Origin of the sequence: Nonomuraea sp. ATR24 (genome assembly GCF_041950485.1) — a bacterium.
GTDB classification, from domain to species: Bacteria; Actinomycetota; Actinomycetes; order Streptosporangiales; family Streptosporangiaceae; genus Nonomuraea; species Nonomuraea ceibae.
Genome location: NZ_JBGNUU010000002.1, coordinates 250,534 through 272,841 on the forward strand (window position 1 = coordinate 250,534; position 22,308 = coordinate 272,841).

The 22,308-nt window shown below is 73.4% G+C and carries 23 protein-coding genes; 9 read left to right on the plus strand and 14 right to left on the minus strand.

Annotated elements, in window-relative coordinates; genetic code table 11:
* Positions 1-209: 209 nt before the first annotated feature.
* The 7 genes from ACBI99_RS05030 to uraD form a co-directional block, all read right to left on the minus strand.
* Entirely contained in the window at positions 210-1,352 is a 1,143-nt protein-coding gene (locus tag ACBI99_RS05030; RefSeq protein ID WP_375071752.1) for a glycerate kinase, read from the minus strand.
* A gap of 204 nt (positions 1,353-1,556) precedes the next feature.
* Entirely contained in the window at positions 1,557-2,918 is a 1,362-nt protein-coding gene (locus ACBI99_RS05035) for an 8-oxoguanine deaminase (protein ID WP_375071753.1), read from the minus strand.
* Positions 2,915-3,385: a (2Fe-2S)-binding protein gene (locus ACBI99_RS05040; protein ID WP_219514257.1), complete on the minus strand. Its 471-nt coding sequence runs from the start codon at positions 3,383-3,385 to the stop codon at positions 2,915-2,917. Before ACBI99_RS05040 ends, ACBI99_RS05035 begins: the two co-directional genes overlap by 4 nt.
* Entirely contained in the window at positions 3,385-4,245 is an 861-nt protein-coding gene (locus ACBI99_RS05045; protein ID WP_375071754.1) for an FAD binding domain-containing protein, read from the minus strand. Before ACBI99_RS05045 ends, ACBI99_RS05040 begins: the two co-directional genes overlap by 1 nt.
* A 5-nt stretch (positions 4,246-4,250) precedes the next feature.
* Complete coding sequence (gene pucL / locus ACBI99_RS05050; protein ID WP_375071755.1) at positions 4,251-5,099, minus strand: factor-independent urate hydroxylase; 849 nt, start codon at positions 5,097-5,099, stop codon at positions 4,251-4,253.
* Positions 5,100-5,387: a hydroxyisourate hydrolase gene (uraH, locus tag ACBI99_RS05055; RefSeq protein ID WP_219514250.1), complete on the minus strand. Its 288-nt coding sequence runs from the start codon at positions 5,385-5,387 to the stop codon at positions 5,100-5,102.
* Positions 5,384-5,872: a 2-oxo-4-hydroxy-4-carboxy-5-ureidoimidazoline decarboxylase gene (uraD, locus tag ACBI99_RS05060; protein WP_219514229.1), complete on the minus strand. Its 489-nt coding sequence runs from the start codon at positions 5,870-5,872 to the stop codon at positions 5,384-5,386. The genes uraH and uraD overlap by 4 nt, the downstream gene beginning before the upstream one ends.
* A 141-nt stretch (positions 5,873-6,013) precedes the next feature.
* Here uraD and ACBI99_RS05065 point away from each other — a divergent pair, with 141 nt between their 5' ends.
* Positions 6,014-6,853: a deoxyribonuclease IV gene (locus tag ACBI99_RS05065; RefSeq protein ID WP_219514227.1), complete on the plus strand. Its 840-nt coding sequence runs from the start codon at positions 6,014-6,016 to the stop codon at positions 6,851-6,853.
* Positions 6,854-7,438: 585 nt separating this feature from the next.
* Here the strand turns inward: ACBI99_RS05065 and ACBI99_RS05070 are convergent.
* The 3 genes from ACBI99_RS05070 to ACBI99_RS05080 form a co-directional block, all read right to left on the minus strand.
* A complete protein-coding gene (locus tag ACBI99_RS05070) occupies positions 7,439-8,185 on the minus strand; it encodes a LytTR family DNA-binding domain-containing protein (RefSeq protein ID WP_219514225.1) in 747 nt (248 codons plus the stop codon).
* Between the two features lie 83 nt (positions 8,186-8,268).
* Positions 8,269-9,402: a histidine kinase gene (locus tag ACBI99_RS05075; protein WP_357586538.1), complete on the minus strand. Its 1,134-nt coding sequence runs from the start codon at positions 9,400-9,402 to the stop codon at positions 8,269-8,271.
* A gap of 43 nt (positions 9,403-9,445) precedes the next feature.
* The gene (locus ACBI99_RS05080; RefSeq protein WP_308126112.1) at positions 9,446-10,042 is read right to left on the minus strand and encodes a molybdopterin-dependent oxidoreductase; all 597 of its coding nucleotides are present in this window, start codon (positions 10,040-10,042) and stop codon (positions 9,446-9,448) included.
* 242 nt (positions 10,043-10,284) lie between these two features.
* Here ACBI99_RS05080 and aroF point away from each other — a divergent pair, with 242 nt between their 5' ends.
* Entirely contained in the window at positions 10,285-11,316 is a 1,032-nt protein-coding gene (gene aroF, locus ACBI99_RS05085) for a 3-deoxy-7-phosphoheptulonate synthase (RefSeq protein ID WP_219514213.1), read from the plus strand.
* 5 nt (positions 11,317-11,321) lie between these two features.
* Here aroF and thiI read toward each other — a convergent pair whose 3' ends face one another.
* Entirely contained in the window at positions 11,322-12,518 is a 1,197-nt protein-coding gene (gene thiI / locus ACBI99_RS05090; protein WP_219514211.1) for a tRNA uracil 4-sulfurtransferase ThiI, read from the minus strand.
* A 208-nt stretch (positions 12,519-12,726) separates the two neighbouring features.
* Between thiI and ACBI99_RS05095 the strand changes: the two genes are divergently transcribed.
* Together ACBI99_RS05095 and ACBI99_RS05100 are read left to right on the plus strand one after the other, a co-directional pair.
* Positions 12,727-13,614 carry an MHYT domain-containing protein gene (locus ACBI99_RS05095; RefSeq protein ID WP_219514209.1) on the plus strand — a complete coding sequence of 296 codons (888 nt, stop codon included), beginning with the start codon at positions 12,727-12,729 and terminating at the stop codon, positions 13,612-13,614.
* A 36-nt stretch (positions 13,615-13,650) separates the two neighbouring features.
* Positions 13,651-13,815 (plus strand): hypothetical protein, encoded by a 165-nt coding sequence (locus ACBI99_RS05100; protein ID WP_375071756.1) that lies wholly within the window; start codon positions 13,651-13,653, stop codon positions 13,813-13,815.
* Positions 13,816-13,951: 136 nt separating this feature from the next.
* Here the strand turns inward: ACBI99_RS05100 and ACBI99_RS05105 are convergent, their stop codons facing one another.
* Positions 13,952-14,977 carry a 6-phosphofructokinase gene (locus ACBI99_RS05105; protein ID WP_219514207.1) on the minus strand — a complete coding sequence of 342 codons (1,026 nt, stop codon included), beginning with the start codon at positions 14,975-14,977 and terminating at the stop codon, positions 13,952-13,954.
* Positions 14,978-15,081: 104 nt separating this feature from the next.
* On the opposite strand from ACBI99_RS05105, the gene ACBI99_RS05110 reads away from it, so the two are divergent.
* From ACBI99_RS05110 to ACBI99_RS05125, 4 genes are all read left to right on the plus strand, one after another.
* On the plus strand, positions 15,082-16,545 hold the full coding sequence (locus ACBI99_RS05110; RefSeq protein ID WP_375071757.1) for an FGGY family carbohydrate kinase: 1,464 nt from the start codon (positions 15,082-15,084) through the stop codon (positions 16,543-16,545).
* A 118-nt stretch (positions 16,546-16,663) separates the two neighbouring features.
* A complete protein-coding gene (locus ACBI99_RS05115) occupies positions 16,664-17,095 on the plus strand; it encodes a hypothetical protein (protein WP_219514198.1) in 432 nt (143 codons plus the stop codon).
* Entirely contained in the window at positions 17,089-17,322 is a 234-nt protein-coding gene (locus ACBI99_RS05120; RefSeq protein ID WP_364172424.1) for a helix-turn-helix transcriptional regulator, read from the plus strand. Before ACBI99_RS05115 ends, ACBI99_RS05120 begins: the two co-directional genes overlap by 7 nt.
* Entirely contained in the window at positions 17,319-18,272 is a 954-nt protein-coding gene (locus tag ACBI99_RS05125) for an NAD(P)-dependent alcohol dehydrogenase (RefSeq protein WP_375071758.1), read from the plus strand. The genes ACBI99_RS05120 and ACBI99_RS05125 overlap by 4 nt, the downstream gene beginning before the upstream one ends.
* Positions 18,273-18,306: 34 nt before the next feature.
* Here the strand turns inward: ACBI99_RS05125 and ACBI99_RS05130 are convergent, their stop codons facing one another.
* Positions 18,307-19,212 carry a lactonase family protein gene (locus ACBI99_RS05130; RefSeq protein ID WP_375071759.1) on the minus strand — a complete coding sequence of 302 codons (906 nt, stop codon included), beginning with the start codon at positions 19,210-19,212 and terminating at the stop codon, positions 18,307-18,309.
* Between the two features lie 31 nt (positions 19,213-19,243).
* On the opposite strand from ACBI99_RS05130, the gene ACBI99_RS05135 reads away from it, so the two are divergent.
* On the plus strand, positions 19,244-20,167 hold the full coding sequence (locus tag ACBI99_RS05135; protein WP_375071760.1) for a GNAT family N-acetyltransferase: 924 nt from the start codon (positions 19,244-19,246) through the stop codon (positions 20,165-20,167).
* Here the strand turns inward: ACBI99_RS05135 and ACBI99_RS05140 are convergent.
* Entirely contained in the window at positions 20,079-22,268 is a 2,190-nt protein-coding gene (locus ACBI99_RS05140; protein WP_375071761.1) for an MMPL family transporter, read from the minus strand. The two genes, ACBI99_RS05135 and ACBI99_RS05140, sit on opposite strands and share 89 nt — an antisense overlap.
* Positions 22,269-22,308: the final 40 nt, after the last annotated feature.

A 22,308-nucleotide genomic window follows, 5' to 3' on the forward strand; every position in this document is an offset into this window, starting at 1 on the left:
CCCGCCCGAGCTGACGGAGGCGAAGGCAGCCGCCCCCGGAACGGAGTCCGCCGAGCCCGGAGCGGACGGCACCTTGGCGGGCGGGACCGAGTCCGCCGAGCCCGGGGCGGCCCCAACCGAAGCCGCCGAGACCGAGGCAGCCTGAGCCGAGGCCACCGGGGTCGGGGCAGCCTGGGGCGGGGGAACCGGGGGCGGGGCGGGTGGGGGCATCAGGGTAGGTGGGCGGCGGCCACGCGGGCCGCGAGCTGCTGGAGGAGGGGGGCCGCGGCGGCCATGCAGCGGGCCGGGTCGGGCTCCAGGTCGGTGAGGGCGTAGGCGGCGGCGAAGCCGGCGGCCCGCAGGTCGTCGTCGGAGAGCGTGCGCCGGCCGCAGACGGCGACGACGGGGACGCCCGCGCGGGCGGCGGCCCGGGCGACGCCGGCGGGGGCCTTGCCGCGCAGCGTCTGCTGGTCCAGGGAGCCCTCGCCGGTGATCACCAGGCGGGCGCCCTCGACCTGCTCGTTGAAGCCGAGCAGGTCGAGCAGGTAGTCGATGCCCGGCTGGATGTCGGCGCGCAGGAAGGCGAGCGCGGCGAACCCGACGCCGCCGGCGGCCCCGGCGCCCGGCGCTCCGGCGACGCCCATCGGGCGGGGGACGTCGTCGTGCTCGACGGCGCCGACGAGGCCGTGGATGCGGGTGGCGACGGCGGCCAGCCGGGACAGCGCGCTCTCCAGCAGGGCGACCTGGTCGGGCGTGGCGCCCTTCTGCGGCCCGTAGACGGCGGCGGCGCCGTGCGGGCCGAGCAGCGGGTTGTCGACGTCGCTCGCCACGACCACCTCGACGCCCGAGAGGTCGAGGAAGCCGGACATGTCGATCCGGTCGAGGTCGCGCAGGGCCGCGCCGCCCGGCGGCAGCTCGCGCCCCTCGGCGTCGAGCAGGCGCGCGCCGAGCGCCTGGACCATCCCGGCGCCGCCGTCGGTGCAGGCGCTGCCGCCGAGGCCGAGGACGACGCGGGTGGCGCCCTGCTTGACGGCGTCGGCGATCAGCTCGCCGGTGCCGTGGCTGGTGGCGGTGAGCGGCTCGGGGCCGCCGGGGAGGCGGCGCAGGCCGGACGCCTCGGCGAGCTCGATGACGGCCGTGTCGCCGCGCCTGGCGTAGGAGGCGTCGACGGGCTCGCCGGTGGGGCCGGTGACGCGGGCGGTCACCCGGGTGAAGCCGCCTGCCACGGCGGCCTCGACGGTGCCGTCGCCGCCGTCGGCGACGGGCAGCTGCACCGCCGGGACGCCGAGCCCGGACGACACGGCGGCGGCGACCTCCGCCGCCGTCAGCGAACCCTTGAACTTGTCCGGGGCGACAAGCACGTGCTCAACCACTGCGAACTCCCACACGAGACGGACACGGGCGGCCCCCCTGCCGGGGGCGGGCGGGCCGGCGGTCCCCATCATCACACCCCGCCCGCGGCCCCGTGCGCGTGCCCCGGCCCCCTGTGGAAAACCGGGGCGGAAGTCGGCGGGCAGAGGGCGGGCGCCAGCGGTCATCGGCCGGGCACCCACGGGCACCGGCCGGGCATCGGCCCGTCATCGGCGCTCCGCCGCGAGGCGCAGGAGGCGGCGGTGGGCGGCGACGCCCGCGCGGCCGGCGGCGTCGTGCGGGACGGTGCGCAGCTCGCCGCCGGCGACGACGGTGCGCCCGCCGACCAGGAGCCGGGCCAGCGGCGGCTGGGGGCCGAGGACGAGCGCGCACACCGGGTCGTCGACGGCGGCCGTGAAGGGGCCGTCGACCCGCCACAGCGCCACGTCGGCGAGCTTGCCGGGCTCCAGCGTGCCGAGGTCGGCCTGGCGGCCGAGGTTGCGCGCGCCGCCGAGCGTGGCGAGCTCCAGCGCCTGCCGGGCGGTGAGGGCGTCGGGCCCTGAGTGAGCGCGTTGGAAGAGCAGCGCCTGCCGCATCTCCCCCGCCATCGTGGTCAGCTCGGAGGAGGCGCTGCCGTCGACGCCGAGCCCGACGTTGGCGCCGCCCCGCAGCAGGTCGGCGACCCGGGCGACGCCCGCGCCGAGGCGGCCGTTGGACGAGGGGCAGTGGGCGACGCCGGTGCCGGTGGCGGCGAGCCTGCCGATGTCGCCGTCGCTGAGGTGCACCGCGTGCGCCACCCACACGTCGGGCCCGAGCCAGCCGAGCCGCTCCATGTACGCGACGGGCCGCACGCCGAACTGGGCCAGGCAGTGCTCCTCCTCGTCCAGCGTCTCGGCCAGGTGGGTGTGCAGCCGCACGCCCTTGTCCCTGGCCAGCCGGGCCGCCTCGGTCATCAGCTCGCCGCTGACGGAGAACGGCGAGCAGGGCGCCACGGCGATCCGCAGCATGGAGGAGGGCGACGGGTCGTGGTGGGCGTCGACGGCGTCGGCGGTGGCGGCGAGGATGCGGTCGATCGGCTCGACGACGTCGTCGGGTGGCAGCCCGCCCGACGAGCGGCCGCGGTCCATGGAGCCGCGCGCCGGGTGGAAGCGCAGGCCGACGTCGCGGGCGGCGGCGATCTCGGCGGCGAGCAGGTCGCCGCGGCCGTGCGGGAAGAGGTAGTGGTGGTCGCTGGAGGTGGTGCAGCCGGACAGCGCCAGGTGGGCGAGCCCGGCGAGCGCGGCCCCGTGCACGACCTCGGCGTCCATGGCGGCCCACACGGGATAGAGCGTGACGAGCCAGTCGAACAGGGTGGCGTCCTGGGCGAGGCCCTGGGTGGCCCACTGGTAGAGGTGGTGGTGGGTGTTGACCAGGCCGGGCGTGGCCAGGCAGCCGGTGGCGTCGACGCGTTCGGCGTGCGGGAGGGCGGGCAGCCGGTCCATGGGGCCGAGCGCGGTGATCCGGTCGCCGTCGATCCGCAGGTAGCCGTGCGGGATCTCGGGTCCGGCGACGGGGGCGAGGTAGGCGTTCTCGATCAGCAGGGTCGTCACGCGGACGCCTTGCGCTCAGCGGCGAGCCGTACGGCGTCGAGGATCTTCTCGTAGCCGGTGCAGCGGCACAGGTTGCCGGCCAGGGCCTCGCGGATCTCGGCGTCGGAGGGCCGTTCGACGCGGGCGAGCAGGTCGTGCGCCTGGACGATCAGCCCGGGGGTGCAGAAGCCGCACTGCACGGCGCCGCACTCGACGAACGCCTCCTGGACGGGGTCGAGCCGGTCGCCGTCGGCGAGCCCTTCGACGGTGCGGACGCGGCGGCCCTCGGCCTGCCCGGCGGCGACCAGGCAGGCGCAGACGGGGACGCCGTCGAGGTAGACGGTGCAGGAGCCGCATTCGCCCTGCTCGCAGGCGTTCTTGGAGCCGGGCAGGCCCATCCGCTCGCGGAGCACGTACAGCAGGCTCTCGCCTTCCCAAACGTCCTCGACGGTTTCCTCGCGGCCGTTGACGGTGCAGGTCAGACGCATCAGGCGGCCCTCCTTCCCAGGTGGTCGCGCCACGCCCAGGCGAGCGTGCGGCGGGCCATCACGGCGACGGCGTGGCGGCGGTAGGCGGCGCTGCTGCGTACGTCGTCGATCGGCGAGGCCGCGGCGGCGCACAGCTCGCCGAAGCGGTCCAGCAGCGCGGGGGTGAGCGGCGCGGCCCAGTCGAGCTCCTTGGCCAGGAACTCCTCGGCTTCCAGGGCGCGGCGCGGGGTGGGCGCGGCGGAGCCGAGCCCGGTGCCGACGCGGCGCTCGCCGGGGTGCAGCGCGATCGCGAACGAGCAGACCGCGATCACCATGGCGTTGCGGGTGCCGACCTTGGAGAAGTACTGGGGGCCGGTCGCCGGGGCCAGGTGCACGGCCCTGATCAGCTCGTCGGGGCGCAGCGCGTGGCGTTTGACGCCGGTGTAGAACGCGTCGGCGGGGATCATGCGGACGCCGCCGTCACGCGACTCGGCCTCGACCAGCGCGCCGGCGGCCAGCAGCGGCGGGTGGCTGTCGCCGGCGGGCGAGGCCGCGCCCATGTTGCCGCCGACGGAGCCGCGGTTGCGGATCTGCGGCGAGCCGACCGTCCGCGCCGCCTGGGCCAGCCCAGGCAGCTCGCCGCCGAGCCGGTCGATGATCACGCTGTACGGGACGGCGGCGCCGATGCGCAGGCGCCCGTCCTGGTTCGTCCAGGTGGCGAGCTCGGCGATCCGGGTGAGGTCGAGCAGCGCGGCGGGCCGGCGCACGCCGAAGTTGATCTCCACCATGACGTCGGTGCCGCCCTGGATCGGCACGGCGTCCGGCCGGTCGGCCTTGGCGGCCAGCGCTTCGGCCCACGTGGTGGGGCGCAAGAAGTCCATCGGTGCTACTCCCAGGCGAATCCGGCGTCGGGGGCGTCCTCGCGCAGCACCGTGCCCTCGATCAGGCCGTAGGGTCGGTCGGCGGCGTGGAACACCTCGTTGTCGTTGCCGAGCCCGAACGGGGTCAGGTCCACGGCGACGTGGTGCTTGTTGGGCATGACGAGCCTGATCTCGCACACCTGCGGGCAGGAGGCGAGCACCCGCTCCCCCATCGCGTACAGGGTCTGCTGGAGCGAGAGGCTGTGCGTCCCGGCGAAGGCCTCCAGCAGGTGGCGGCGTACGGTCGCGTGGTCGGCGCGACCGCCGTGCTGGCGCCAGCGGGCGTCGACGGCGGTGGCCAGGACGCGGTCGGCGGCCGGGCGCAGCGTGGTGTACTCGTCGACGGCGAAGCCGCGGAACTCCGAGCCGGTCGAGTTGAGCACCACCAGGCCGCTCAGCCCCGACACCACGCTGGTGCGGCCGTCGCGGTCGTGGTGGACCAGGCAGGTGCGGCTCTCGCCGCCGGCGCGCACGAACGAGTGGTCGCCGAGCCGGTCCCAGGCGTACTCCTCGATCTCGACCCTGGCGTGGTGGATGGAGGGCCGGGCGTTCACGTAGTGGCGGGCGAGCAGCAGCGCGAAGTCCTCGATCTCGCCGACGCCGTGGCGGGCGGCGAAGGCGTAGACGGTGTTCTTCTGCGTGTCGGTCGGCAGCACGGCGGCGTTGTCGCCGGTCAGGTGGACGGCCGTCATGTCGCCGGACAGGGCGGTGCTGACGTTGAGGTCCTTGAGGTGGTGCACGCCGCCGTCCTTGGTGACGCGCACGAGCCGGGTCTCCGCCTTGCCGTACCGGTTGGGTCCCAGGACGATCGCCATCTAGCTCCCTCGGTAGGTGGAGTAGGCGTACGGGCTCAGCAGCAGCGGCACGTGGTGGTGCTCCGCGGGGTCGGTCACGGTGAAGGCGACGACGACCTCCGGGTAGAAGGGGCCGCCGGTGTCGAACACCACGCGGTTCGTGCCGTTGCCGGGCTGCCAGCCGGTGATCCTGCCGTCGGCGTCGGTGCGGCCCTCGGCGAGGGTGCGGCCGTCGTGCTCCAGCCGTACGCGCATCCCGGCGGCGGGGCGGCCGGTGGCCGCGTCGAGCACGTGCGTCGAGAAGCTCATCGGCCGGCCTCCAGGAGCTTGCCGGCCCGCAGGCGGGTGATCGCGGCCAGTTCGGCGCGCACGGTCCGGCGTTCGGTCTCGTCGTCGTCGCGCAGCCGCGCGCGGAGCCTGGCCAGCATCTGGGCGCCGGTCAGGCCGGTGGCGCATATCAGGTAGACGTGGCCGAAGCGGCGCTCGTAGGCGCGGTTGGCCTCGGCGAGGTCGGCGCGCAGGGCGTCCTCGACGCCGGACTGCTCCTGCCGCGACCAGGCGCCGCCGGTCCGCTCGCCGATCCTCGGGTGGGCGGCCAGCGCCTCCAGCACGTCGTCCCAGGCGAGCTCGCGGGCGGCCAGGGCGGCGGCGTCGGCCAGGGCGTCCGGCGACGGGTAGGGGCGGCCGGCGGCGACCCGGCCGGCGAACGCGCGGGAGGCGCAGCAGGCCAGCAGGTCGCGCTCCGCCTCCTCGGGAGGCAGGGCGTTGAAGCGGGCCAGCGCGTCGTCGGGCATGACTCGAGTACACACATGGCGGTGGTGCCCGGTCCATCCCCGGGAACTCCCAACCGGGGCGGCGGTTGGCCAAGACTTTTGTGTCATGCTCCAAGGCCGCATCCGGACGGGTCCTGGCCTGGCCATACACTGAGTGCCATCATGACCCCTACCTCTCTGATCGGCGGGCACGTCTCCGTCACGGGCGGTCTGGCCAAGGGCGGGCTCGCCTACATGGCCGACATCGGCGCCGAAATGATCCAGGTGTTCGTCACCAACCCGCGCGGGTGGGCGCTGGCCGTGGGCCGTCCCGACCAGGACGCGCTGCTGGCCGAGTCCGGCGTCGACACCTTCGTCCATGTGCCGTATCTGGCGAACTTCGGCTCACCCAGCGCGGAGACGCTGGCCAACTCGGTGGCGATCGTCCGTCACACGCTGCGCCGGGGCGTCGACATCGGCGCCAAGGGGGTCGTGGTGCACACCGGCTCGGCGGTGACGCAGCCGCGCGACGACGCGATGCGGCAGCTGCGCGAGCATCTGCTGCCGCTGCTCGACGAGATCCCCGACGGCGGTCCCGACCTGCTGCTGGAGCCGATGGCCGGGCAGGGGGCGATGCTGTGCGCGACCGTGCAGGATTTGGAGCCCTATCTGGCGGCGCTCGACTGGCATCCTCGGGCCGGGGTGTGCTTCGACACCTGTCACGCCTTCGCGGCGGGTCACGACCTGGCGGCCGAGGGCGGGGTGCGGGAGACGTTCGACCTCCTGCACAAGCTCGCGCCGGGGCGGCTGAAGCTCATCCACGCCAACGACTCCAAGGACGCGTGCGGGTCGAAGAAGGACCGCCACGAGAACATCGGGGCCGGGCTGATCGGCGCCGCGGCGTTCGGCGAGATGATGCGCCACCCGGCGGTGGCCGGGGTGCCGGTCTGCATCGAGACGCCCGGCAAGGCCGACAAGCACCGCGAGGACATCGAGACGCTCAAGCGGCTGCGTGACGGCTGACGGGGCGCGCACGGCCGCCCCCCGCTCACGCCCTTGACCTGTCGTGACAGGGGTGCCCGCCCGGCACCGTCCGGCCGCCCCCGTGTGGCCGGATCGGGGCCACGGCGGGCACCCCCTCACGTGGTCGGCCGGCGGGCCCTACCCCCCGGTAAAGGGCCCGGCAGCCGCGGTGACCCAGGTGGTCACCAGGGAGTCCGGCGCATCCGCTGGGAGCCTTGCGGCTCGCCTCCCGATGCTCCGGAGTGGCTTCCGATGCCGAAACACTACGGTCGCGATCTTGCCGGGGAAACCCCGTTGGCCCATAGCTCGGTAAGCGGTGCGTAGTCATCGATGTACGGAGCGTGTCCGATCGACGAGCGGTCACCCTGGCGCGACGAGCGGTCGGCCGGCAGGCCCTCCGGACTGTCATCGGATCGCCGTCACGGCCCGGCCCGACCGGTGTGACCTGGGAAATCTCCCCGGCATGACAAGGGGCGCGAGCACGGGGCAGGATGCCCGCGCGCCCGCGTTCACGCCTGCCCGCCCGCGCACGCCGCGCATGGCGATCACGCCCCCCTCGCAGGGGGGCGCAGGCGGGCGGCACCGTCAGGTGACGGCGCCGCGATGCTGGCGGACGAGCTGCTCGCGCACCTGGCGGGTGTGGCGGCGGCTGACCTGGAGCGTCTCGGAGCCGACGGTGAGCATCACGCGCCCGCCCTCGAAACGCAGCTCGCTGACGTGCCGGGCCGACACCAGCGTGCTGCGGTGCACGCGGATGAAGCCGGCCTCGGCCCAGCGGCGCTCGAGCGCCGCCAGCGACATGCGCACCAGGTAGCTGCCGTCGACCGTGTGCAGGCGCACGTAGTCGCCCTTGGCCTCGGCGAAGCGCACCGCCTGCTGCGGCACGAACCGGGTGCGCCCGCCCAGCTCGACGGGGATGACGTCGTCCTGCCCCGGCTCGGCGGGCGGGCCGGGCGCGGAGGCGACCTCCAGCCGGCGCACCGCCTCCGACAGCCGCTCGGCCCGCACCGGCTTGAGCAGGTAGTCGACGGCCTCCAGCTCGAACGCCTGGACGGCGCACTCGTCATGGGCGGTGACGAAGACGAGCTTGGGCGGGCTGGGGAACCCGCCGACCAGCCGGGCCAGGTCGAGCCCGTCGAGGCCGGGCATGCGGATGTCGAGGAACACCGCGTCGAGCCGCTCGCCGCCGCCGATCATCGCCACCATGTCCTGCAGCGCCGCGACACCGTCGCAGGCGGTGCGCACGTGCTCGATCCGGCTGTCCTGACGCAGCAGGTAGGCCAGCTCCTCCAGCGCGGGGACCTCGTCGTCAACGGCCAGAACACGTAGCATGCCCTCTAAGCTGCCGTAAGAAAGCCTTGCTCACAACCCCCTCGGCCACGTTCCGTAAAGAATCGATTACAGTTCGGGTCCGATCAGGGCGCGCCGAGTTGCGCCTTGGGCACGCGCAGCCGCACCTTCGTGCCCGTGCCGGGCGCGGTCTCGACCACGAGGCCGTAGTCGTCGCCGTAGATCTGGCGCATCCGCAGGTCGACGTTGGCCAGGCCGATACCGGCGCCCTCGCGGCCCGGGTCGTCGTCGAGGACCTTCCTGGCCCGGTCCGGGTCCATGCCCACGCCGTCGTCCTCGACCGTGATGTGCGCCTCCGGGCCCGCGTCGCGGGCCACGACGCGCACCTCGCCGGTGCCGCCGCGCCCCCGCATGCCGTGCTTGATGGCGTTCTCCACCAGCGGCTGCAGGCACAGGAACGGCACGGGGACGGGCAGCACCTCGGGCATCACCTGGAGGCTGAAGCGCAGCTTGTCGCCGAACCTGGCACGTTCCAGAAGCAGGTAGCGGTCGACGCAGGTGAGCTCGTCGGCCAGCGTGGTGAAGTCGTCGGCCCGGCGCAGCGCGTAGCGGGCGAAGTCGGCGAAGTCCAGCAGCAGCTCGCGGGCCCGCCCCGGATCGGTGCGGACGAACGACGCGATCGTGGTGAGCGCGTTGTAGACGAAGTGTGGGGAGATCTGCGCCCGCAGCGCCCGCATCTCGGCCTCCAGCGCGCGCCGCCGCGAGGAGTCGAGCTCGGCCAGCTCCAGCTGGCCCGACACCCACCGGCCCACCTCGGTGACCGTGCGGACCAGGGCGGCGCTCAGCTCCTCGTCGTACGCGGCCAGCGCCCCGATGATCTTGCCGTCGGCGGTCAGCGGCACCACGACCGCCCCGTACGGCTCCCCGGGGAAGACCTGCGCGCGGCCGGCGGCCAGCGTGGTGCGCGCGTAGCTGAGCACCTCGTCGGTGCACGGGCCGTCCCAGGCGAGCGCGGCGTCGGTCGAGGTGATCGCGACGGAGTGGGTGCCGAGCAGGGCGCGCAGATGACGCACGGCCTTGCGGGCGGAGTCGCGGTGCAGCCCGGTCCGCAGCGCGGGGGCGGCCAGCGCGGCCGTGTGCAGCGTGGTGAAGGTCGCCTCGGCCCCGGAGCGGCCCTCTTCTCTGGCACGGCGTCGGGCCAGCGTGTAGCCCAGGGCGAAGGCGAGGAGGGGCAGCACCACGCACGCGGTGGTCAGCATGCGCAAACCGTAACCAACATCGTCGCGCGTGGGGGCGGAAACCCTACGGCGGGCCCTCGCCGGGTTCTTCCTGGTAGGAGTAGCGCTGCTCGCGCCACGGGTCGGCGACGTTGTGGTAGCCGCGCTCCTCCCAGAAGCCGCGCCGGTCCTCCAGGAGGTATTCGACGGCGCGCACCCATTTGACGCTCTTCCACGCGTACAGGTGGGGCACGACCATGCGCACCGGGGCGCCGTGCTCGGCGGTGAGCGGGGCGTCGTCGAGGTCGGTGGCGAACAGCGTGCCGGGGGCGGTGAAGTCGGACCACCTGAGGTTGGCGCTGTAGCCGTACTCGGCCCAGATCATGACGTGGCGCACGCCGGGGTCGGGCGGCGCGGCGGCCATGAGGTCGGCCGGGGTGACCCCGCGCCAGCGCTGGCCGGGCACGGAGAACTTGGTGACGCAGTGGAAGTCGGCCACGACGTCGGTGCGCGGCAGCCGGTCGAAGTCGTCCCAGCCGAAGCGGTGCTCCTCCCCCGACGCGGTGGCGCCGGACACGCGCAGGTCCCACGTGGCGGGCTTGAACGGGGGGACCCTGCCGTAGTGGATCACGGGTAGGCCGCGGGGCACGTACTGGCCCGGTGGCAGGCGCGGCTCCTCCACGATCACTCTCCTCACGGGACTCGCGGTCCCGACCATCCTGCCACCGGCCGCGCGCCGGTTCGTCAGCGGGTCGAGTGCGCTACCATTGGCGCACTATGCGCACCGCGTTCGTGTTTTTTTATGGCGACGGACCCACAGGTCGGACCGTTCGCCACCTGACGCTGCGCTAGCAGACAGGCGAGCAGAAAGGCCCCGGGTCCACCAGGACCCGGGGCCTTTCGCGTTTTCCGGAGGAGTACAGCATGGTGATCGTGATGGGCCAGGAAGCCACGGGCGACGACGTCGCCTCGATCGTCGCCGTCGTGCGGGCGGCCGGGGTGGAGGCGTTCGTGAGCAAGGGCGTGACGCGGACGATCGTCGGCCTGGTGGGCGACGTGACGCAGCTCGACGCGGGCAGCCTGCGCGGGATGGCGGGGGTGCGCGACGTGATGCGCGTCTCGACCCCGTACAAGCTGGTGAGCAGGGAGAACCACCCCGAGCGGTCGACGGTGCGGGTGGGCGGGGTGCCGATCGGGCCGGGCACGGTGACGCTGATCGCCGGGCCGTGCGCGGTGGAGACGCCGGAGCAGACGCTGCAGGCGGCGCGGATGGCGCAGGCGGCGGGCGCGACGCTGCTGCGCGGCGGCGCGTTCAAGCCGCGCACGTCCCCGTACGCGTTCCAGGGGCTGGGCGAGAAGGGGCTGCGCATCCTGGCGGACGTGCGCGAGGAGACCGGCCTGCCGATCGTGACCGAGGTCGTCGACGCGCGGGACGTGGAGCTGGTCGCCTCCTACGCCGACATGCTGCAGGTCGGCACCCGCAACGCGCAGAACTTCGCGCTGCTGCAGGCGGTGGGCGCGGCGGGACGGCCGGTGATGCTCAAGCGCGGCATGAACGCCACGATCGAGGAGTGGCTGATGGCGGCCGAGTACGTCGCGCAGCGCGGCAACCTGGACGTGGTGCTGTGCGAGCGGGGCATCAGGACGTTCGAGACCGCCACCCGCAACACGCTCGACGTCTCGGCGGTGCCGGTGGCGCAGCGGCTGTCGCACCTGCCGGTGATCGTGGACCCGTCGCACTCGGGCGGCCGGCGTGACCTGGTGATGCCGCTGACCAGGGCGGCGCTGGCGGTGGGCGCCGACGGCGTGATCATCGACGTGCACCCGCACCCCGAGCAGGCGCTGTGCGACGGGCCGCAGGCGCTCGTCGACGCCGACCTGGGCGAGCTGGCCCAGGTCATGCGGGACCTGCCGCCGCTGCTGGGCAAGACGGCGGCGGCCCCGGCGACGGTCTGACCCGGTTAGAGGGTGTATTCCTGGATCGAGTCGGCGAGCTGGACGGCGAGTTCCTCGGCGTCCAGCCGCTTCTCGATCTGCTTGAGGTCCTCGATCTTGGCCCGGGTCTCGGCCCGCTTGGGGGCGAGCAGGCTGCAGCAGTCCTCGTCGGGCAGCTCGGAGATCTCCAGCGTGCCGATGCGGCGGGCCTCGGCCATGATCTCGGTCTTGTCCCAGCCGACGAGCGGGCGCAGGATCGGCAGCTCGACGGCGTGGTCCTGGGCGGTGATGTTGGCCAGCGTCTGGGAGGAGACCTGGCCGAGCGCGTCGCCGGTGACGAGGGCGGCGGCGCGGATGCGGTGGGCGACCTCCTCGGCGGTCTTGAGCATGAGCCGCCGCTGGGCGATCACCGCGAGCCGGTCCTGGCCGGAGTTGCGGATCGACTGCTGGGCCTTGCCGAACGGCACCACCCACAGCCGTGACTTGCCCTGGAACCGGTCGAGCTTCCTGACCAGCGCGTAGGCCTTGTAGATCGACTCGGAGGTGGTGAACGGGATGCCGGAGAAGTGCAGGAAGTCGACGTGCAGGCCGCGCCGCATCATGCGGTAGGCGGCGACCGGCGAGTCGATGCCGCCCGACATGAGCACCAGCGCCCGGCCGCTGCTGCCGACGGGCAGGCCGCCCTGGCCGGGCAGGCCGCCGGTGAAGACGAACACCTCGTCGCGGTCGACCTCGATGAACAGGGTCAGCTCGGGGTTGCGCAGGTCGACGGGCAGGCCGTAGGCGTCGTTGATGGCGCCGCCGACGAGCCGGTCGAGCTCGTTGGAGCGCAGCGGGAAGCGCTTGTCGCGGCGGCGGGAGCGGACCGCGAAGGCGGGCTTGCGGGCGATCTCCTCGCGCTCGCCGACGAGCTCGAGACCGGCCTTGAGCACCGCGTCGGGGTCCTTGGCGACGCGCCAGGCCGGGTGGATCCACACCAGGCCGGGCACGTCGGCGACCCGCTCGGCGACGGTCATGGCCTGCTCGGCCGACGAGCCGTCGGGCAGGAAGATCGCGATGACGCCGTGGCGGCGGCGCACGTCGAGCTTGAGCCCGAGCTCCTGGAGCGCGTCGCGGATGTTGCTGATCAGGCGGCGTTCGAACAGCTCGCGGTTCTTGCCCTTGAGGACGATCTCGCCCAGCTTGAGCAGAACGCATGGCTCGCCCAGGGCGGACATCGTCATGGTGGAACCTCCGGGGAAGACAGGGAATGCGCGCGCTCGTACCAACGCGGCGACCCACCGAGTTTAGTCCGTGACCGGCCACCGAGGGATCCATGAGCACATCTCACATTTCCGACTTGTCAAGTTGACAGATAGTCGAGATATCCATGCGAAAGGGACAGTGCTCCTGGCACAATCCGGAGACCCCTAATGCAAGGAATCTCACTACATGTCCGCTGTTGACCATTTCACCCACGGTCCGCTCACGCCGGTCCTCGCCTACGTGATGTCGTGCATGGGATCGATGCTCGGACTGCGGCTCACCGCCCAGGCCCACGCGTCGCGAGGTGCCTCGCGGATGCGCTGGCTGATCGGCGCGGCCATCTCCATCGGCGGCACCGGGATCTGGGTCATGCACTTCATCGCCATGATGGGCTTCGAGGTGGAGGGCACCCAGATCCGCTACGACGTGCCGCTCACCGTCGCCTCGGCCCTGGTCGCGATCATCGTCGTCGGCACCGGCCTCTTCCTCGTCTCCTACGGCGGGGGCCGCGTCCCCGCGCTGCTAGGCGGCGGCCTGCTCACCGGGCTCGGCGTGGCGAGCATGCACTACCTCGGCATGTACGCGATGAACATGTCCGCGCACGTCTCCTACGACCGCACCCTCGTGATCGCCTCGGTGGTCATCGCCGTGGTCGCGGCCACGACCGCCCTGTGGTTCACGCTGCGGGTCAAGCGGACCGTGTGGATCACCGCCGCGGCGCTCGTCATGGGCCTGGCCGTGGCGGGCATGCACTACACCGGCATGTTCGCGATGATCGTCCAGCTCCACCCGCAGCCCGCGGCCGTCTCTGGGGCCGACGCGCTCGACTTCCTGGTGCCGCTGATGACCGTGATCAGCCTCATCACGCTGACCATGCTGCTCATGGTCATCCTGGCGCCGTCGGAGCAGGAGCTGAACGAGGACGCCGAGCTCCTGGCCCGCCTGGAGCTGCGCCGCAAGGCCGCGCAGGAGCAGCAGCAGCTCAGCTACCCCGCCGCCGCTCCCGGGCCGCAGCCGGTCTACCCCGCGCCGGTGCCCCACCAGCAGGCCGCGCCGCGCAGCCGCCGGAGATAGTCGCCTCTGCGGCGGTGTGCCCCCGTACTCCCTGCGTTGGCTTATGGGGGCACACCGCTGACCGCCGCCTCGGTGCTGCCGGCCGTCGCCCTGTCGCCCTCGGAGCGGGAGCTGCGCAGCAAGCGGGAGTTTCTCGACCGGCTGCGGGGCGGCGACGAGGGCGCGCCGGAGGTGGATCTCTTCGGCACGCCCCGCGGTTGAACTATGCGTAGGTACGGCTTGCGACGCGTGGTGGGCCGCCGACTCTCCGCGGCGCAAGCCGTACCCTCGAAGGGGGTTGTAGCGGTAACCCCGCTGCTCCAGAAGGTACGGCCGCCCGCTTGCAAGCCGCTTTCAATCAGCCGAAGAACACCTCCGCCTCGGCGTAGCGCGAGGCCGGGACGGTCTTCAGCTCGGCCGTGGCCTCGTCGAGCCCGACCCGGACGATGTCGGTGCCGCGCAGCGCCACCATCATGCCGAAGTCGCCCTCGTGCGCCGCGTCGATCGCCTGCAGGCCGAACCTGGTGGCCAGCACCCGGTCGTAGGCCGTCGGCGTGCCGCCGCGCTGGATGTGGCCGAGCACGGTCGTGCGGGCCTCCTTGCCGGTGCGCTTCTCGATCTCCTTGGCCAGCACCTCGCCGATGCCGCCGAGCCGGACGTGCCCGAACGCGTCGAGCTCGCCCGCCTGCAGCGCCATCTGCCCCTCGATCGGGTGGGCGCCCTCGGCGACGACGATGATCGGCGAGTAGCGGGTGCGGAAGCGGGACTCCACGTACTCGCAGACCCGGTCGATGTCGAAGGGCTTCTCCGGGATGAGGATGACGTTGGCGCCGCCCGCCATGCCGGCGTGCAGCGCTATCCAGCCGGCGTGGCGGCCCATGACCTCGCAGATCAGCGCCCGGTGGTGCGACTCGGCCGTGGTGTGCAGCCGGTCGATGGCCTCGGTGGCGATGTTGACGGCGGTGTCGAAGCCGAAGGTGTAGTCGGTGCCGGACAGGTCGTTGTCGATCGTCTTGGGCACGCCGACGACCTTGACGCCGCGGTCGTAGAGCTGCTTGGCGACGCCCAGCGTGTCCTCGCCGCCGATGGCGATCAGCGCGTCGACGCCGGTCGCGGCCAGGTTGTCCTTGATCCGGTCGACGCCGCCCTCTATCTTGATCGGGTTGGTCCGCGACGAGCCGAGGATGGTGCCGCCCCTGGGCAGGATGCCCCGCACGGCCTGGATGTCGAGCGGCATCGTGTCGCCTTCGAGCGGGCCGCGCCAGCCGTCACGGAAGCCGACGAACTCATGACCGTAGACGCCCACTCCCTTCCTGACGACAGCCCTGATCACAGCGTTGAGACCGGGGCAATCGCCACCTCCGGTGAGCACTCCGATACGCATAACGGGTTCCTCCCGACGGGGTTCACGACCAGAATCGCATTGTGCCCATACAGGCGGGCATTGGTCTAGACCAAACGCGTGTGGACCGAGTGAAAGGCGATTTCGTGAGCGTGTTGGCCATCGACGCCGGCACCACGGGCGTCACCGCTCTCGTGGTGTCCGAGGACGGCCGGGCCGAGTCCCGCGGCTACGAGGAGTTCGCCCAGCACTTCCCGGAGCCCGGCCGGGTCGAGCACAACCCCGAGGACATCTGGCAGGCCACGCTGAGCGCCTGCGCCGAGGCGCTGCGCGGGGCCGCCGCCACGCCGGTCTGCGTCGGGATCACCAACCAGCGCGAGACCGCGGTGCTGTGGGACCGCGAGACGCTGGCCGCGCCGCGCCGCGCGATCGTCTGGCAGGACCGGCGCACCGCCGGGATCTGCGCCCGGCTGCGCGAGCGGGGCCACGAGCCGCGCGTCGCCGAGCTGACCGGCCTGCGCCTCGACCCCTACTTCACCGCCTCCAAGCTGGCCTGGCTGGCCGCGCACGACCCGCGCGCCTGGGAGGGCGTCACGTCCGGCCGGGTGGTGACGGGCACCGTCGACTCCTACCTGATCGCCCGGCTCACGGCGGGCGCGCGCCACGTCACCGACCCGTCCAACGCCTCACGCACGCTGCTGTACGGGCTGGAGTCGGGCGGGTGGGAGCCGGAGCTGTGCGAGCTGTTCGGCGTGCCGGAGTCCGCGCTGCCGGCGATCGTGCCCAACTTCGGCGAGCTGGGGCGTACCGAGCCCGCCGCGTTCCTCGGCCTGGACCTGCCGATCAGCGGGGTGGCCGGCGACCAGCAGGCGGCGCTGTTCGGGCAGACCTGCTACACGCCCGGCGAGGTCAAGTGCACGTACGGGACGGGCTCGTTCATCCTGTCCAACACCGGCACGGAGATCGTCAGGTCGCCGGACGGGCTGCTGACGACGGTGGCCTGGCAGGCGCCGTCGGGCGAGCGCACGTACGCGCTGGAGGGGTCGATCTTCGTGACCGGCGCGGCGGTGCAGTGGCTGCGCGACGGGCTCGGCCTGATCGGCACCGCGCCGGAGTCGGAGGCGGTGGCGCGCACGGTGCCCGACAGCGGCGGCGTGGTGTTCGTGCCCGCCCTGACGGGGCTCGGGGCGCCGTACTGGGACCCGGACGCGCGGGGGCTGATCTCCGGCATCACGCGCGGCACCACGCGGGCGCACCTGGTGCGGGCGACGCTGGAGGCGATCGCGTTCGAGGTGCGCGACGTGGCGGCCGTGATGGGCGGCGACGGCATCCCGGTGCTCAAGGCCGACGGCGGGGCCAGCGCGAACGACCTGCTCATGCAGTTCCAGGCCGACCAGCTCGGCACTCCGGTGGAGCGCCCGGCGGTGCGGGAGACGACGGCCCTGGGCGCGGCGTTCCTGGCGGGGCTGGGCGCGGGGGTGTGGGGGTCGGCGGACGAGCTGCGCGAGACGTGGCGGCTGGAGCGGCGCTTCGAGCCGGGCGCGCGCGACGACGCCGCCTACGACCGCTGGCGCGCGGCCGTGGCCCTGGCGTGTGACGACCGGCGCTAACCTGCCCCGCACCCGTGTGCCCGGCGGGGCGTGGCCTGGCATGTAAATAAACTTTGACATCGTGTCCGCGGCGTTTTACATTGACCAATGTCAGCTTTGTTTTACATAAGGAGCCGGCATGGCCTTCGAGGAAAAGCGCGCCTGGGTGATGATCGTGCTCTCCGTCGGCGCGTACGCGATCTACGTGGCGATCGTCCTGGGCCGGGCCGGCGACGGCCCGTTCGCCGACGTCGCCTACGCCGGAGCCCTGCTGTGGACCATCGGCGGCGCCGTCGTCGCCGGGATCGCGGCCAACATCGCGATGGCCGTCGCGGGCGGCAAGGGCGCCGACCGCACCGACGAGCGCGACCGCGAGATCAACCAGGTCAGCGAGCGCATCGGGCAGTCCTTCGTCGTCATCGGCGCGCTCGCCGCACTGATCATGGCCGTCGCCGAGCTGCGCCACTTCTGGATCGCCAACGCCGTCTACCTGGCGTTCGTGCTGTCCTCGGTGCTCAGCTCGATCGCCAAGATCATGGCCTACCGCAAGGGCGGCTTCCAGACGTGGTGAAGCCGACGCAGGTCACCAACACGATCCGGGCCCTGCGGTTCGCGCACGGCGAGATGACCCAGGCCGAGCTGGCCGACCGGGTCGGCGTCACCCGCCAGACCATCATCGCGATCGAACAGGGCCGCTACTCCCCCTCCCTGGAAATGGCGTTCCGCATCGCCCGGGTGTTCCGGGTCGGGCTCGACGACGTCTTCCAGTACCCCGACACCGAAGGAGACCCCCCATGAAGGCGATCGTCCAGGACGAGTACGGCCCGCCGCGCACGCTGAGCCTCGGCGAGGTCCCGACGCCGGAGCCGGGCGCCCGCGAGGTGCTGATCCGGGTGCACGCGGCCGGCGTCGACTACGGCGTGTGGCATCTCATGACCGGGCTGCCGCTCGTCGGCCGCGTCGCCTTCGGCCTGCGCCGGCCGCGCAACCGCGTGCCGGGCATGGACGTGGCCGGCGTCGTGGAGTCCGTCGGCGCCGGCGTGAGCGGCTTACGCCCCGGCGACGAGGTGTACGGCGCGGCGACCGGCGCGTACGCGGAGTTCGCCGTCGCCCGCCCGGGCAAGCTCGCCCGCAAGCCCGCCAACCTGAGCTTCACCGAGGCGGCGGCCGTGCCCGTGTCGGGGGTGACCGCGTTACGGGCCGTCGGCCGGGTCACGGCCGGCGAGAAGGTGCTGGTCATCGGCGCGGGTGGCGGAGTGGGCAGCTTCGCGACGCAACTGGCGGTCGCCGGCGGCGCCGACGTCACCGGCGTGTGCAGCACGGCCAAGGCCGGCCTCGTCCGGTCGCTGGGCGCCGGGGCCGTCATCGACTACACCCGCGAGCCGCTCACCGGGACGTACGACCTGATCATCGACATCGCGGGCAACCGGCCGCTGCGCGAACTGCGCGGGCTGCTCGCCGAGCGCGGCCGGCTCGCCCTCGTCGGCGGCGAGGGCGGCGGCCGGTGGTTCGGCGGGCTCGGCCGGCTGCAGGCCGCCCGGCTGATCACTCCGTTCACGCGCCAGCGCCTGGACCCGCTGCTGTCGCTGACCCGCACCGCCGACCTGGACACGCTGCGGGACCTCATCGAGGCCGGGGCCGTGCGACCGGCCGTCGGGCGCACGTACGCCCTCGCGGAGGCCGCCACCGCGGTGGGCGACCTGGCCGCGGGCGACGCGCCGGGAAAGCTCGTCATCACGGTGCGCTGACCCGGGGCCAGGGCCGGCCGGGACCTGGCGCGGGCTAGGCCGGGAGCACGCAGGACGGGCTCTCGACCTCGATCACCTCGCCGGTCGCCGCCGGCACGCCGCCGGTCAGCGCGAAGACGGTGACGCCGCCCGACTGCTGGTTGGCCACGTAGAGGCGGTCGCCGTCAAGGGCGAAGTGGCGCGGCCAGTCGCCGCCCGAGGGCACCTCCGCGACCGGGCTCAGGTCGTCGGCGCGCAGCACGGCGATCGTGTTGGGGCCGCGGTTGGCCACGTACACGAAGTCGCCGGCGAGCTCCAGGTGGGACGGGTAGTTGGTCTCCCCGGAGGCAGAGGCGGGCACGGTGGTGACGCTCCCGCCCTCCAGCAGCGTGACGGTGCCGTCGAGCTCGCCCGCCACGTAGAGGCGCGAGCCGGCGAAGGCGAAGTGGCGGGGACCGGTGCCGGGCGGCAGCCGGATCGGCTCCAGCGGCGCGCCGTCGAGCGAGTAGCGGCGGATCTCGTCGGTGCCCAGGTCGGAGACGTGCAGCACGTCGTCATGGAAGACGCACTGGTGGGCGTGCGGGCCCTGCTGGCGCTCGGGGTCGGGGCCGGAGCCCTCGTGCCGCAGCACGATCGGATCGCCGGTGAACACGCCGCGCCCGTCAAGGCGGTGCAGGCTGGCCACGCCGTCGCCGTAGTTGGCGACCGCGAGCAGCTCGCCCGACGGGTGCACCGCCAGGTGGCAGGGGCTGTCGCCCTCGGAGGAGCGCTCGTCCCAGGGCGAGAGCCCGCCGTCGGTGCCGAACGCGGTGATCCAGCCCTGGGCGAGCTCGCCGGCCGCGTAGAGCACCGGGAGCGAGGGGTGCGGGGCCAGGAACGACGGCGAGGCGAGGCGGGTCAGCCCTTCGCCGGTGCTCAGGATGCCGGGACCGTAGCCGCCGACGTAGAGGTGCCTCTTCACACCCGCCATCATCTCATGCTTGACTGAGGCAATGGATTCGCTGACGGAGTCAAGAGCTTTCGAGGTACGGGCGTTCAACCGCTTCTACACGCAGGCCATCGGGGTCCTCCAGGCCGGCATGCACCACTCGCCCTATTCGCTGACGGAGAGCAGGGTGCTGTTCGAGATCGCCCAGGCGGGCAAGCTGGAGACCGGCGAGGTGCGGGCCCTGCTCGACCTGGACGCGGGCTACCTCAGCCGCATCCTGACGCGCTTCGAGAGCGACGGGCTGATCGTCCGCGAGCGCTCGGCCACCGACGGGCGCAAGCAGGTCATCCGGCTCAGCGCGGCCGGCACGGAGGCGTACGGCATGCTCGACCGGCGCTCCCAGGAGGAGATCGGCCGCCTGCTGGCCCGGCTGCCCGAGGAGGGCCAGCGGCGGCTGGTCGAGGCGATGGCGACGATCCGCGACGTGCTCGGCCCGCCGCCCGAGCGCGAGCCGGTGGTCATCAGAGCGCCGCGCGCGGGCGACCTGAGCTGGGTCGTCCACCGGCACGGCGTGCTCTACGCGCAGGAGTACGGCTGGGGCATGGCCTTCGAGCGGACCGTGGCGAAGGTCGTCGGCGAGTTCGACCCGGGGCGCGACGCGGCGTGGATCGCCGAGGCCGGCGGCGCGCCCGCGGGCTGCGTGTTCTGCGTGCGCAAGGACGCCACGACGGCGCAGCTGCGGCTGCTGCTCGTCGAGCCGTCCGCGCGCGGGCTCGGCCTGGGCCGGCGGCTGGTCGAGGAGTGCGTGCGCCACGCCCGGGCCGAGGGATACCGGCGGATGGTGCTGTGGACGCGCTCCTGCCTGGAGAGCGCGCGGCGCATCTACCGGGCCGCCGGGTTCACGCTCGACTCGCAGGAGCCCGCTCTGGAGAACGGGGTCGAGGTGGTCGACGAGATGTGGTCGCTCGACCTCGCGGCCACCAGTTGAGCGGCCCGGCCAGCCGCATCAGGCTCGGCACCAGCACCGCCCTGATCACCGTCGCGTCCACCAGCACGGCCACCGCCATGCCGACGCCGAGCATCTGCACGAACGACACCGACGCGGTGGCGTAGGCGGCGAAGCTGAGCGCCAGGATGCCGCCCGCCGCCGTGATCAGCGGCGCGCCGCGCTGCAGCCCGGCGGCCACGGCCTGCTCGGTGTCGCCGGTCCTGTCGTACTCCTCCTTGACCCGCGACAGCAGGAACACCTCGTAGTCCATCGACAGCCCGTAGGCGACGCAGAGCATGAGGATGGGGATGCTCGGGTCGAGCGAGCCCGTCGGGGTGAAGCCGAGCAGCCCCGACAGGTTGCCCTCCTGGAAGACCCAGACGATGGCGCCGAACATGACGCCGAGGCTGAGCACGTTCAGGATCGTGGCCTTGACCGGCAGGATCACGCTGCGCGTCATGAGCGCCAGCACCGCGAGCGTCACGCCGAGCATGAGCGCCAGCAGCAGCGGCAGCCGGTCCACCACCGAGGCGCGATAGTCGGCCAGCTCGGCGGGATAGCCGCCCACCAGCACCTCGAACGGCGGCTCGACCGCGCGCACCGCCCCGGCGAGGCGTACGGGGTCGTCGGCGAGCGCCTCGGCCGAGGGCACCACCGACAGCCAGCTCCCCCGCCCCTCGAACCGGGACGGATCGCCGTCGCCGGTCCGCCGCCCCTCGGTGAAGACGCCGGCGGCCGAGTCGACCTGGGCGACGCCGGGCAGCCGTGACAGCTCGGCCGCGTAGGCGGTGACGTCGCCGCCCGCGCCGGTGGAGACGACCTGGATCGCGTCGGTCTCCTCGGCGGGGAAGGTCTGGCGGATCACGTCCTGCACCTGGCGGGGCCCGGCGTCCGGGGGCAGGATGCGGTCGTCGGCGACGCCGAAGCGCAGCCCCAGGAACGGCGCGGCCAGCACGAGCAGCACCGCCGTGGCCACCCCGCCGTACAGCAGCGGGCGCCGCATCACCCGGACCGCCAGCGCGTGCCAGAACGTGCCAGGCCGCTCGGGCCGGGATCGGCGCGGCAGCATCGCGCCGCCCGCGACGGCCAGCACCGCCGGCAGCACGAACACCGCCGCGACCAGCCCGCCGATCACCACGGCGATGCCGGAGTACGCGAACGACCTGAGGAAGTCGAACGGCAGCGCGAACAGCACGGCCAGGGACGCGGCCACCGTCAGGCCGCTGAACAGCACCGTCCGCCCGGCGTGCTCGACCGCCCCGGCCACCGCCTCGGCCCGGTCGCGGCCCAGCGCCACCTCCTCGCGGAAGCGCGCGATCACGAACAGGCAGTAGTCGATGCCCAGCCCGAGCCCCATGGCGAGCGTCAGGTTGAGCGCGAACGTCGAGATGCCGGTGAACAGCAGCGGCCCGCGCAGCAGCGCCAGCGCGATCGCCATCGCGAACACCCCGGCCAGGATCGGCACCAGCGCGGCCAGGCCCCGGCGCAGGTAGAGCCAGAGCAGCGCGAACGCCAGCGGGAAGATCACCAGCTCGGCGCGGACGAAGTCCTGCCTGGCCAGCGGCACCGTGGCGCGGAAGACCTCCTCCCCTCCCCCGGCCCGCACCCGCAGCAGCTCGTGCTCGGCGGTGATCGCCGGGACCAGCCGGGGCAGCACGCCCGCCCGCACGTGGTCGGCGTCGCCGGGGACGCGCACGAGGATCAGCGCGTGCCTGCCGTCCGCGCTGCGCAGGGTGGCGGGCCTGCCCCGGCCCCAGTACGAGGCGACCTCGGCCACTCCGTCGTGCGCGGCGGCGCGGGCCGCGAGCTCGCGCCCGGCGGCCTCCACGGCGGCGTCGTCGACCGTGCCGCGTTTCGCGGTCACCAGGAAGATCAGGTCCGGGCTGCCGGTGCCGAACCGGGCTGCCAGCTCGGCCCGCGCCCGGTCCGACTCCGATCCCGGCGCCTCGAACCTCGCCAGCGACAGCCGGGGCACCGCGCCCGCCGCCAGCGCCCCGGCCAGCACGGCCAGCGCCAGGGCCAGCCCGAGCACCGCGCGCCGCCGCCTGACCAGGAAGAACCCCAGCCTGCGCAGCGGCGCGTCCCGCCCTTGGGTCGTCACCACTCCCCGCCCCCAAACTCGGTAAACTACTCGTGTTTCA